Below are 10980 nucleotides of genomic sequence, written 5' to 3'. Positions count from 1 at the left end.
GCCTATCGCCATGAATCAAAACCATGTACCCCAACGGTACGCCCGTCTCTCGATCGCCCTGCACTGGCTGATGGCGCTGCTATTCGTGGGTGTCTACGCCTGTATTCAACTGCGTGACCTGGCCCCCCGCGGCAGCGAGCTCAAAGGGGAGTTGCTGGGTGTGCACGGACTGTTTGGCGCAGCGATTTTCCTCTTGGTGTGGGTGCGAGTGGGCGTTCGCCTGCTCAACCCTCGGCCCCCCATCAACCCCGCGCCATCTGCCTTGCAAGCCGCGATCGCCCATCTTATGCACCTGGCCCTCTATGGCTTGATGATCCTCACACCGTTACTGGCCTGGGGCATGCTGACCGCCGGGGACAAGCCGTTCCCTTATTTTGGGTTCCAGTTGCCTGCCCCTATCGTGCTGGACCCGCAATGGGCCCGACCGCTGAAGCACTGGCATGAGTGGATCGGCAGTCTGGGTTACTGGCTGATCGGACTGCACGCGATCGCAGGGCTTTTTCATCATTACCTGCTGGGCGACAACACGTTGCGCCGGATGTGGCCCAAGCGCGGATAAGGGGCCGTTCACCTCCCTAGGCCACTGGTGGCTCGATGATCCACAGTCCCGTCGCTACTCGGTACAGCAGGCGCTCGGTGGTACTGCCGAGCAGGTGCATGCGGCGGCGCCGATGCCGCCGCCCCACCACGAGGATGTCGATGTCATGCGTCTCGACGAACTGAGCCAACGCCTTGGTGGGGCTACCGTACAGCAGATGATGGCGCATACGCTCAATGCCATTGCGCTCTGCCAGGGTATTGAACTCTGCAGTCTGGCTTTCAAGCAAGGTGCTTGGCAGAGTGCCACCCGCTTCGAGTGCGGTCCACGCGTATTGGGCTTCCAGCGCATCGATCGCAGACAGATCGTAGGCATATACCAGCTCAACTTCAGCTTTGCACTGCAGGCCAAGCTTGAGCGCGGTGTAGATCAGTTGATCGTTGAAGCCGGGATATTGATCCTCGGGAGCCATCAGATCCACGGCCACGGCAATGCGACGTGGCATCGGATGACGATCCTTGGCCACGAAGTGCAGCGGCACGTGACTGGCGTGCAGCAGTCGCATGTCCAATGGGGTGAACAAGGTGCGCATCAGCAGCGAGTCGTGCTCTACGTCCTTGATGACCAGATCGGGCTGGCTCTCGCTGATGTGCGTCAGCATTTCCTTGAGGGTATGCTCAACCCAGACCACCTCAGTGGTGACCGTCAGGCCGCTGTGTCGCAAGGGTTGGGCCTGCTCTTCCAGCCAGTGCCGATGCCGTTGCACATAGTCTTCGCGCAGCATCGCCAGCGCCTCGGCATTGACCAGGCCGGCGGTGGCCAGACCTTCCACATAATCAAATGCAACGATATGCAGGCTGGCCCCCTGTGCATGGGCGAGGGCGGCCGCGCGCTCCATGGCAGGGGTCTTGTGCATCAGGGGCTGGACAATCAGCAGCAGCCGTGGAATCGGGCTCATGGGGCACCTCCGGTAGGCGTGGGCAGGTTATTCCGACCGGTTTGAATCCTGCGCCGAAGAAGGGCCGTAAGCTTGACCAGGATCAATGTCGCTAGGATACCGCCCTGCCTCCGACAGGCGGCACGGGGCAGGCAGCCCTGGCAGCTGGATCCTTGATCTTGGTCAATATCGGGCGCGGGAAGTGGGCGCACCCTGATGTCATGTCTCCACCGAGCATCTGCCATGGCCAGCATGAGAGCAGCGACCTTCGTCGCGAAGGGCCGCATTGTCCTGACGCAAAAGCCCATTCCTCAGATCGGCCCCCTGGACGCCCTGATCCGTATCACGACCACCACGATTTGTGGTACCGACGTGCACATCCTGCGCGGCGAGTACCCCGTCGAGCGCGGTCTGACCATAGGCCATGAGCCGGTGGGAGTGATAGAGAAACTGGGCGCACAGGTGCAAGGTTTTGAAGAAGGCCAGCGCGTGATCGCGGGTGCCATTACCCCCAGCGGCCACAGTTTCGCGTGCCTGTGCGGTTGCGCTGCCCAGGATGGTGTGCAGGCCCGTCACGGCTTCAAGGCCATAGGTGGCTGGAAGTTCGGCAACACACTGGATGGCTGCCAGGCCGAGTACCTGCGAGTACCGGACGCGATGGCCAACTTGTGTGTGATCCCCGACCACCTGAGTGATGAGCAAGTGCTGATGTGCCCGGACATTTTGTCCACGGGGTTCAGCGGCGCCGAGCGTGGACAGGTGCGCATCGGCGACACCGTCGTGGTATTTGCCCTGGGCCCCATCGGTCTGTGTGCGGTGGCCGGGGCTCGGCTGCAGGGGGCTTCGACCATCATTGGCGTGGACACGGTACCGGCCCGCCTGGCCATGGCCCGGCGCCTGGGTGCCAGTCATGTGGTCGACTTCGCCCAAGGCGAGGTAGTGGATCAGGTCATGGCAATCACCGACGGGCGCGGCGCCGACGTGGCGATCGAAGCGCTGGGCACCCAGGCCACGTTCGAGTCGGCGCTGCGGGTGCTGCGCCCCGGCGGCACGCTTTCCAGCCTTGGGGTGTACTCCCAAGACCTGCGCATCCCCGTTGGGGCCTTTGCCGCAGGCCTGGGTGATTACCGCATCATCAGCACTTTGTGCCCGGGCGGCAAAGAGCGCATGCGCCGTCTGCTGGCCGTGGTCGCCAGTGGCCAAATCGACTTGCGGGCCATGGTGACCCACCGCTTTGCGCTGGATGACATCGAGGCCGCCTACGAACTGTTCAGCCACCAGCGCGATGGCGTCATGAAGGTGGCCATTACTCCCTGAGCCTGCGCGCAAGGCCTGGAACCCATTGGGCAAGGACGCCTCGTTACTCAATTGTCACGAGGAGCAAGCGCCATGACACCTGCCACCGTCTCTCTGGACGTCCGGCTGCAGCGCCTGATGCGTCGCGTGCAGCAATGGATATCGGCACGGCGCCGCACGGGCGGTGCCGATGACCTGGAAGCCATCACCCGCCGTGAGTTGCAAATCACCGAGCTGGGCCGTCGACCATGAACATCGCCCTGCGACCCGCCATCGACAGCGCCGCCTGCACGGTGTTGCTGGACGACCTGGCCATCTCTTTCCGAACCCTGCAGGACGCACAAGCCTTCGTTGCCACGTTGCGCCGGCGCATCGCCGAACCGCATCCCTGGCCGCGCACACGGTGCAGTAATGCTGGGACCATCCACTCCCAAGCCCTTCAAGAGGCCTGATATGACCCACCTTGCGTTCACCCTCACTGATCAAAACACGCCAGGTCAACAGGGGCGCTGCGCGCAGTGCGCCGTCAAGGCCTTGTGCCTGCCCGTAGGCCTGACGGCCGCGCAATGGGCCTTGTTTGGCCACGTGGTAGGGCCGCGCCTGAAAGTACTCAGGGGTGAGGCCCTGTTTCACGCCGGCGACCCGATGGGTAGCCTGTACGCGGTGCGCATGGGCTCGTTCAAGACGACGTTGGTCAGCCAGGATGGGCGCGCGCAAGTCACTGGTTTCTGGATGGCCGGGGACCTTATCGGCCTGGACGCTATCAGTGGCAACCGCCACCTATGCACTGCCCTGGCCATCGAGGACAGCGACGTATGTCCGTTATCCTTCAGTCAGGTCGAGCGCTTGGGGCGCGAAGTGCCCAGCCTGCAACATCATCTCAACTGCCTGTTGAGCAGGGAGATCGGCAAGGAGCACCATTTGCGGCTGTCCATGGGCAGCCTGGGCGCCGACGCGCGCCTGGCGGCCTTCCTGCTCGACCTGTCGCGGCGGCAGGTCGAGCGCGGCTACTCGGCCCACGGCTTTATATTGCGCATGTCTCGCGAGGACATTGCCTCCTACCTAGGGCTGCGTCTGGAGACGGTGTGCCGCAGCATCGCGCGGTTGCGCCAGGCGGGGTTGGTGCGCTGTCGCGGACGGGTCATCGATCTGCTGGATTTGCATGCGCTGGAAATCAGCGTGACGGGGGATCGCCATGACGCTGCCTGAACACCTTGCACTGGACCCCGGCCCCCGCAAGTCTGAGTACTGGGTGCAATCCTTGTCCGCTGGCTGTGTACTGATTCGGCCATGGGCAGCGCAGGATGTGGCGTTGGAGCGGCACTTGCTCAGCCGCTTGACGGCCGAAGCCCGTCGGTATTGGAGCCTGGTGAGCGCACAGTTCGCCGGTGATACGCAGGCGTTCGGGTTCGTGGCTTTGGCGCATGTGCACGGGCAATTGCGACAAGTGGGGCAGTCCCGATTGTGGGCAGGTCCGCAAGCCTCTGTTTGTCATTGCGCCGTAATCGTCGACGAACCATGGCAGCGCTGCGGGCTGGGTCATCAGCTGATGCAGCATTTGATTACGACGGCCCGTCAGCAAGGCTATACCACCCTGTGCTCGGTGGATCGAAGCAGTCATTACGGCCTTCACCGCCTGTTCAAGCGACTGGGGTTCAGCAGCCGTTATCCCCAAGGGGATTTCAGTGAAATTATTCATGAGCTGAAATTGTGACCTGACTACGGGGCAGGCGAGGGAGGGCAGCGCATGCAAGACCTGGCCAACATAAGTGCCCCGGCGGTCGCTCTCGGTCTAGGTTTGTTGGTGGGCATGGAACGCGAACGTCACAAGGGCCAGGGCAAGGAGCGTGCCGCGCAAGGGCTACGGACATTTGCCCTGGCCGCCGTACTGGGCGAGGTGAGCGTGCGCACGGGCGGCGTCATGCTGTTGGCGGTCGTTGTGCTGTGCGTGGCGGGACTGACAGGGGTGGCGTACTACCGGCAGCATGGTCAGGATCCTGGCTTGACCAGTGAAATCGCCTTGTTAGCGATCTTGCTGTTGGGGGCTCTGTGCAACAGCGCGCCTGCGCTGGCCAGCGGGTTGGCTGTGGTGATGGTGATGTTGCTGGCGTTCCGTGACCCGCTGCATCATTTTGTTCGGGATGAACTGAGCGATCAGGAAGTACGGGATTCCCTGATCCTGTTGGCCGCAGCCCTGGTGGTGTTACCCCTGGCTCCGGATCGCTACATGGGGCCTTACGCGGTGCTCAATCCGCAGACCCTGTGCAGGCTGGTGGTGCTGCTGATGGCGGTTGCGGCCCTGGGGCATTTCACCGTGCGAGGGTTGGGGGCTCGCTATGGCTATGCACTCAGCGCCATTGCCGCTGGATTCGCCTCCAGTGCCGCCACGGTGGCGGCCATGGGCACCAAAGCACGGGCCGACGATGCCCGGGTTCGAGAGCTGGGGGCTGCGGGCCTGTTGTCCAATCTGGCCACGCTGGTCCAGGTGGGGCTGATCGTGGGTGTGGTCAGCCCGGCCCTGGTGGTGCGCCTGGCGCCGATGCTGGCGGCGGGGCTGGTGACCGTCGCCTTATACGCCGCAGGCCTGTTGCTCTTGCACCGGGGAGTGGCTGCCACCGAGTCTGCGGTCGAGGCCAGCGTCTTCGACCTGAAGAAAATTCTGATGATCAGCGCAGTGATCACAAGCGTGACCCTGATGTGCGCCGCCTTGCTCGACCTGCTGGGTAGCCGGGGGCTGATGTTGGGCGCCTTGCTGGGGGGGCTGGCGGATGCCCATGCCCCTATCGTCTCGATTGCGTCACTGTTCGGTGGCCAGTTGCTGGCGGCGGATCAGGTGTCACTGTTGGTGTTGGCGGCGCTCACCAGCAACAGTGTGACCAAGTGCATGCTGGCCTGGATCGCAGGTGGGCATCACTATGCGGCCTGCCTGATCCCTGGGCAACTGCTGCTGGTGGCCGCCATGTGGCTGGTGGTGTGGCTATAAGCCGGCACCGGCTTGACCTGGATCAAGCGCGCGCTGGGCGTGGCGTCCACACTGTAGGTCCGTTCGTTGTTTTGCCCATAGCAGGAGCCCGCCATGCACTCCCCCTTGAGCCCGGAGCAACTCTACGCCTTGGACGCCTACTGGCGCGCCGCCAACTACCTGGCGGTGGGGCAAATCTACCTCAGGGATAATCCACTGCTGCGCCAGCCCCTGACCCTGGCCCATGTCAAGCCGAGGCTGCTCGGGCATTGGGGCACAACGCCGGGGCTGAACCTGATTTATACCCACCTTAACCGGGTGATCGTGCAGCTGGATCTGAACATGATGCTGGTGGTTGGCCCTGGCCACGGCGGCCCGGCCATTGCTGCCCAGGCGTACCTGGAAGGGACCCTGACTGAGCGTGATCCAGCATTGGAGCAAAACCTGAACGGGCTAGCTCGCCTGTTCAAGCAGTTTTCCTGGCCCCATGGGCTGTCCAGCCACGTGTCGGCACAATTTCCCGGGTCCATTCATGAGGGCGGCGAACTGGGGTATTGCCTGGCCCACGCGTATGGCGCCGCTTTCGACAACCCTGACCTGCTCGTAACCTGCGTCATCGGTGACGGGGAGGCAGAAACCGGGCCGCTGGCGGCCAGTTGGCACGCCAACAAATTTCTCAACCCGGCTCGCGATGGGGCAGTGTTGCCCATCCTGCATCTCAACGGCTACAAGATCGCCAATCCGACGATCCTGGCGCGTATCAGCAAGGACGAATTGATTGCCTTGCTGCGCGGCTATGGGTATGAGCCATATTTTGTCGAAGGGGACGAGCCTTTAGTCGTGCACCAAGCCCTTGCCGAGGCGTTGGACCAAGTCATGGAGGTTATTCATGACATCCAGGCAAGGGCGCGTCAACCAGGCTGGCAGGGGAGGCGGCCCATCTGGCCGATGATCGTGCTACGCACGCCCAAGGGGTGGACAGGGCCGCGGTTTGTAGAGGGGCATCGGGTCGAGGATACCTGGCGTGCCCATCAGGTACCGTTGGCCGACCTGCACCAACCGCTGCATTTCCAGCAGCTAACGGACTGGCTGGGTAGCTATCAGCCTGATGAGCTGTTCGACGCCAAGGGTGCGCTGATTGGCTCATTGGTTGCGCTGGCTCCGACCGGACAGCGTCGAATGAGCGCCAATGCCCATGCCAACGGTGGTCTGTTACTGATGCCCCTGGACCTGCCGTCCTTCCTCGACTTGGGTGTTGAGGTGGCAGAGCCGGGCTGCGTTCGCGCCGAGCCGACGCGCGTACTGGGTGGCTACCTGCGCCACGTGCTGGCCAATGCCGATAAGCGGGGTAACTTCCGCCTGTTTGGCCCGGACGAAACCGCCTCCAACCGACTGGATGCGGTCTATGCAGCCACTGGCAAGGCCTGGATGGCTGAGCGTATGCCAGAAGATACCAACCTGGAGGCTGATGGTCGGGTCATGGAGGTGCTCAGTGAGCACCTCTGCCAGGGCTGGCTGGAAGGATATTTGCTGACAGGGCGCCATGGGCTGTTGTCGTGCTACGAGGCCTTCATCCACATAGTCGACTCGATGGTCAATCAGCATGCCAAATGGTTGAAGACGGCCGCCCAGGTTCACTGGCGCGCCCCAATTGCCTCGCTCAATTACCTGCTGACTTCCCATGTGTGGCAACAGGACCACAACGGCTTTTCCCATCAGGATCCGGGGTTCATCGACCTGGTGGCCAACAAGCGTGCCGATGTGGCGCGTATCTACCTGCCGCCCGATGCCAACTGCCTGTTATCGGTGGCTGACCATTGCCTGCGCAGCCGTGGTTACATCAACGTTATTGTGGTCGGCAAGCAGCCCCAGTGGCAATGGCTGACTCCTGCAGCTGCGGCGGTGCATTGCCAGGCTGGCATCGGGCGTTGGGACTGGGCCAGCCATGATGATGCGGACCCAGAGGTGGTGCTAGCTTGCGCTGGCGACGTCCCGACCCTGGAAACATTGGCGGCGGTGACGCTCCTGCGCCGCCAGGTACCGGACTTGCGCGTGCGGGTGGTCAATGTGGTGGACCTGATGGTGCTGCAGTCAGACAGCATCCACCCCCATGGTCTATCCGATCATGCTTTCGAGGCCCTCTTCCCCAGCGACCGGCCAGTGATCTTCGCCTTCCATGGCTATCCTGCACTGATTCATCGACTGGTGTACAAGCGCCATAACCCTCAGCATTTTCATGTGCGCGGCTTCCAGGAGGAGGGGTCGACCACTACGCCCTTCGACATGTTAGTGCTCAACCACTTGGACCGTTTTCAATTGTCGCTGGATGTCTTCGAACGGGTACCTCGGTTGCAGGGCCGGCTCGAGGAGGCCCGCCAGCAGTATTGGGCGGCCCTGGAGCGGCACCATTTGCACATCATGGCCCAGGGCGAGGATCTGCCGGAGATCGTGCAATGGCGCTGGCGTGATTGAAAGGAGTCAAAGCTGCGGCGCGCAAGCGCCGCAGTGCGGGCAGGGGGGCTCACAGGGCCAGTCGATGAATGACTTGGGACATGTCTTGCGGATCTGGTGTCGTGGAAAAGCCCAGCGACTTCGCCAGATCACGCATCGGTGCATTGCTGGATGCATCCAGGGAGCTCATGGTGCGAAAGCCATTGCGACGGGCCGCCTGGATCAGGTGCTCCATCAACAAGGTGCCCACGCCCAGGTGCTGCCATTGATCGGCAACCGTGACCGCACATTCACAGGCGTGTTCGCTTGCAGCCGCGTAGCGGCTGACGCCTATTTCAATCAATTCCCCGTTCTCGTGCACCAAGGCTACGAACGCCACGCGCTCTTTGCCATCCACGTCCATCAGTTGGTTGAGCATGGCCAGGCTCGGCTCATTGATCTGCGCCAGGAACCGCATGTGGCGGGACTCGGGCGATAGACGTTTGATGAAAGCGTATTCACGTTCGCGGTCCTTCGCGGTCAGGGGGCGTATCAGGACGTGGCGGCCATCCTTGAGCGCTTCGATCCAATGTTTACCGGTGGTGGCTGTATACACAGCCGCCGCGCGGTCGTTGTGTTCCTTGACGGTGAGCATGGCGTGGTCCTCCCAAGGGGCGACGGCGACGGTCCAGGTATCGGTCCAGTCTCTCAAGATGTTCTACGCGATTGTCCGCCGAAAAATCTGATCTGGATCAGACCTGCCGTCTGCAGCGCGGCCGATTCTTGAGGCAGATCAAATCAAAGCGGGGCTAGGCGTGCAGACTGTTCAGCAGCGGTCGGCGGGGTGCCGACCCAAGACCCTGGGCAGGAGGGCGAAGTGATGGTCCGACCGAAGCGTCTGGTGTTGATTGCCGGTCCGCAAGCGGTGCACTCCCCAACCATTGGCTGTGCCGGTAAATGGGCCAAGGCGCTGAGAGCCCGGTTGCAGATGGTCGCTTTCGTCCACGCTCACCTGGTGGACCTGCTGGGGCATGCCCACGCCTCGCTGCGCGACAAGGCCCGGCAAGGCTTGCTCGATTCCTTTCGTCTGTGGCTCAGCAGTGAAGCCGTGCTGCTGCGAGAGCAGGGCGTGGATGTGCACTATGAGGTGCTGTGGGCAACCCCGTCTGCGGTCAATATGGCTGCCTATGCACAGACGGTGGAGGCCGATCTGGTGATTAAGGGATTTAATGACGAACCGCACCTCAAGCGCCTGATGATGTCCTCATTGGATTGGGACTTGCTTGCCACTAGCCATGTTCCGGTGCTGTATGTGGATCGTCTGCCAACGGCTTCCCCTCAGCGAGTGCTGGTCGCTGTAGACGCGGAACTGGAGGGGGAGGGATTGCAAAGTGAAAACGCCCAAGTGATCAGGCAGGCGATCCAATTGGCGAGTGACTTGGCAGCCACGGTGGATCTGGTCACGGTCTACGATCCGACGGTGGCATGTGCCTGGCGCTCGGCGGCCGCCCGCGCCAGCCGCCGCGAGGGTGGTGAACAACGGTTTCACGCCTTGGCGACCCAGTACGGATTTGCTCGCCCGCGTCAGCATTTTCTGACGGGCGCAGCCGACTTTATGATTGCTGATTACCTGCGACGTAGCGCTTACGACCTGTTGGTCATCGGCTCTGCCAATCATCACCTACTACGCTCCGACGTGGGAGCGAGCACCCAGCGCCTGCTCGAAAACCCGAGGTGCAACGTGCTGGTGCTCAAGCTTGCGCCCCTCATGGCACTTGCCAACGAGCCGCCCACCGTAATTCCTCCAATGGTTGCACAGGTGCAATCATGAACCGTTACTCCAGGCTGCTAGTGGTAATTGATCCGGACAAACCGGTGGACAGGGTGCTGCATTTTGCCATCGGACTTGCGCACGCCCATGGGGCCGTACTGCATATCTGCGTGCCGACGGCACCCATCGACTTCTCCGCATGGACCAGCGAAAGCTACCGCACCCAGGAGAAGAACCGCTGCCTGGCGCAGCTGCAGACCTGGTTGCAGAACAAGCTGGCGCACTGGCCCGCCGCGGGTTCCGTGATCTGCACCTACCCATGGAGCGAATCGTTCGTTGACACTTTGCTGGCGACTGAACAGCGCCTGGAGCCGGATCTGGTCGTCAAGTTGCAGGAGGATCGCTCCACGTTTGGTTGGCCCTTGGTCACGCCACCCGACTGGCAGTTACTGCGCGAATGTCGCCCACCCTTGTTATTGCTGGGGCCTACGGCTGGCGAAGGGACCATTAAAGTGATCGCCGCACTTGACCTGGTGCCGCCAGCAGAAGGCCACTCACTTGATGAGATGGTCATCCACGCGGCCATGCAGCTGGCCGAGCCCATCAACGCCGAGGTGCACCTGGTGCATGCCTTTGATCTTGCATCCATGCAGGTGGCCGTCGAGGGTGCTGGTCAGACGTGGCAGCAGTTGCTGTCCCGGCAGCGACGTCTGTGCGAGACACAGCTGGCACAAGCCGCGCAACGCCATGGGCTGCCCGCTGGACGTTGTCATTTGCTGGAAGGCAAGCCGGTGCCCACTTTGGTCAAGCTGGTGCCCCAGGTCGGGGACATGATGGTGCTGGGGCGTTCTGCTCATGACCGCCTGGAGACCTGGCTGGGTACCACCTCCGAACGGGTACTGGCCCGTCATCCGGCGTGCAGCTTGCTAGCGGTCGGGCCGGTGGATGATGAATCGGCGACAGACGCTCGGCGGCGACCGATTCGCGAGCGGCTGGATTCACTGGTGGGGATGATGTTCCCTGACTAGCGACACATGCTCGAACCT

12 protein-coding genes are annotated in these 10980 nt (G+C 62.4%); 10 read left to right on the top strand and 2 right to left on the bottom strand.

Annotation, left to right across the window (positions count from 1 at the left end):
- Positions 1–10 precede the first annotated feature (10 nt).
- Positions 11–559, top strand: a complete 549-nt coding sequence (locus ACZ9GA_RS12565) for a cytochrome b (RefSeq protein WP_457362369.1) — start codon at positions 11–13, stop codon at positions 557–559.
- A gap of 16 nt (positions 560–575) precedes the next feature.
- Here the strand turns inward: ACZ9GA_RS12565 and ACZ9GA_RS12560 are convergent, their stop codons facing one another.
- A complete protein-coding gene (locus tag ACZ9GA_RS12560) occupies positions 576–1496 on the bottom strand; it encodes a universal stress protein (RefSeq protein WP_457362370.1) in 921 nt (306 codons plus the stop codon).
- Positions 1497–1718: 222 nt separating this feature from the next.
- Between ACZ9GA_RS12560 and ACZ9GA_RS12555 the strand changes: the two genes are divergently transcribed.
- The 7 genes from ACZ9GA_RS12555 (at position 1719) to ACZ9GA_RS12525 (ending at position 8205) form a co-directional block, all read left to right on the top strand.
- A complete protein-coding gene (locus ACZ9GA_RS12555) occupies positions 1719–2792 on the top strand; it encodes an NAD(P)-dependent alcohol dehydrogenase (RefSeq protein WP_457362371.1) in 1074 nt (357 codons plus the stop codon).
- 72 nt (positions 2793–2864) lie between these two features.
- Positions 2865–3023 carry a hypothetical protein gene (locus ACZ9GA_RS12550; protein ID WP_457362372.1) on the top strand — a complete coding sequence of 53 codons (159 nt, stop codon included), beginning with the start codon at positions 2865–2867 and terminating at the stop codon, positions 3021–3023.
- Positions 3020–3223, top strand: a complete 204-nt coding sequence (locus ACZ9GA_RS12545; protein ID WP_457362373.1) for a hypothetical protein — start codon at positions 3020–3022, stop codon at positions 3221–3223. The genes ACZ9GA_RS12550 and ACZ9GA_RS12545 overlap by 4 nt, the downstream gene beginning before the upstream one ends.
- 1 nt (position 3224) lies before the next feature.
- Positions 3225–3980, top strand: coding sequence for a helix-turn-helix domain-containing protein (locus tag ACZ9GA_RS12540; protein WP_457362374.1), 756 nt, complete (start codon positions 3225–3227; stop codon positions 3978–3980).
- A complete protein-coding gene (locus ACZ9GA_RS12535; RefSeq protein ID WP_457362375.1) occupies positions 3967–4485 on the top strand; it encodes a GNAT family N-acetyltransferase in 519 nt (172 codons plus the stop codon). Before ACZ9GA_RS12540 ends, ACZ9GA_RS12535 begins: the two co-directional genes overlap by 14 nt.
- A gap of 33 nt (positions 4486–4518) precedes the next feature.
- Complete coding sequence (locus ACZ9GA_RS12530) at positions 4519–5754, top strand: MgtC/SapB family protein (protein ID WP_457362376.1); 1236 nt, start codon at positions 4519–4521, stop codon at positions 5752–5754.
- A 93-nt stretch (positions 5755–5847) separates the two neighbouring features.
- Complete coding sequence (locus ACZ9GA_RS12525) at positions 5848–8205, top strand: phosphoketolase family protein (RefSeq protein ID WP_457362377.1); 2358 nt, start codon at positions 5848–5850, stop codon at positions 8203–8205.
- 49 nt (positions 8206–8254) lie between these two features.
- On the opposite strand, the gene ACZ9GA_RS12520 is transcribed toward ACZ9GA_RS12525, so the two are convergent.
- Positions 8255–8818: a GNAT family N-acetyltransferase gene (locus tag ACZ9GA_RS12520; protein ID WP_457362378.1), complete on the bottom strand. Its 564-nt coding sequence runs from the start codon at positions 8816–8818 to the stop codon at positions 8255–8257.
- 225 nt (positions 8819–9043) lie between these two features.
- On the opposite strand from ACZ9GA_RS12520, the gene ACZ9GA_RS12515 reads away from it, so the two are divergent.
- Both ACZ9GA_RS12515 and ACZ9GA_RS12510 read left to right on the top strand, forming a co-directional pair.
- Positions 9044–9994, top strand: a complete 951-nt coding sequence (locus ACZ9GA_RS12515; protein WP_457363739.1) for a universal stress protein — start codon at positions 9044–9046, stop codon at positions 9992–9994.
- Positions 9991–10962 (top strand): universal stress protein, encoded by a 972-nt coding sequence (locus ACZ9GA_RS12510; protein WP_457362379.1) that lies wholly within the window; start codon positions 9991–9993, stop codon positions 10960–10962. The genes ACZ9GA_RS12515 and ACZ9GA_RS12510 overlap by 4 nt, the downstream gene beginning before the upstream one ends.
- The last annotated feature ends 18 nt before the right edge of the window (positions 10963–10980 follow it).

It is taken from the genome of Pseudomonas sp. TE3644 (assembly GCF_056278815.1).
Note: the sequence above shows the minus strand (reverse complement) of the source record. Positions and strands in the feature narration are given on the sequence as shown.

What these genes read in the sequence shown, in the direction of transcription:
- ACZ9GA_RS12565 (WP_457362369.1), top strand. Translation starts at nt 11, where the DNA reads ATGAATCAAAACCATGTACCCCAACGGTACGCCCGTCTCTCGATCGCC.
- ACZ9GA_RS12560 (WP_457362370.1), bottom strand. Translation starts at nt 1,496, where the DNA reads ATGAGCCCGATTCCACGGCTGCTGCTGATTGTCCAGCCCCTGATGCAC.
- ACZ9GA_RS12555 (WP_457362371.1), top strand. Translation starts at nt 1,719, where the DNA reads ATGGCCAGCATGAGAGCAGCGACCTTCGTCGCGAAGGGCCGCATTGTC.
- ACZ9GA_RS12550 (WP_457362372.1), top strand. Translation starts at nt 2,865, where the DNA reads ATGACACCTGCCACCGTCTCTCTGGACGTCCGGCTGCAGCGCCTGATG.
- ACZ9GA_RS12545 (WP_457362373.1), top strand. Translation starts at nt 3,020, where the DNA reads ATGAACATCGCCCTGCGACCCGCCATCGACAGCGCCGCCTGCACGGTG.
- ACZ9GA_RS12540 (WP_457362374.1), top strand. Translation starts at nt 3,225, where the DNA reads ATGACCCACCTTGCGTTCACCCTCACTGATCAAAACACGCCAGGTCAA.
- ACZ9GA_RS12535 (WP_457362375.1), top strand. Translation starts at nt 3,967, where the DNA reads ATGACGCTGCCTGAACACCTTGCACTGGACCCCGGCCCCCGCAAGTCT.
- ACZ9GA_RS12530 (WP_457362376.1), top strand. Translation starts at nt 4,519, where the DNA reads ATGCAAGACCTGGCCAACATAAGTGCCCCGGCGGTCGCTCTCGGTCTA.
- ACZ9GA_RS12525 (WP_457362377.1), top strand. Translation starts at nt 5,848, where the DNA reads ATGCACTCCCCCTTGAGCCCGGAGCAACTCTACGCCTTGGACGCCTAC.
- ACZ9GA_RS12520 (WP_457362378.1), bottom strand. Translation starts at nt 8,818, where the DNA reads ATGCTCACCGTCAAGGAACACAACGACCGCGCGGCGGCTGTGTATACA.
- ACZ9GA_RS12515 (WP_457363739.1), top strand. Translation starts at nt 9,044, where the DNA reads ATGGTCCGACCGAAGCGTCTGGTGTTGATTGCCGGTCCGCAAGCGGTG.
- ACZ9GA_RS12510 (WP_457362379.1), top strand. Translation starts at nt 9,991, where the DNA reads ATGAACCGTTACTCCAGGCTGCTAGTGGTAATTGATCCGGACAAACCG.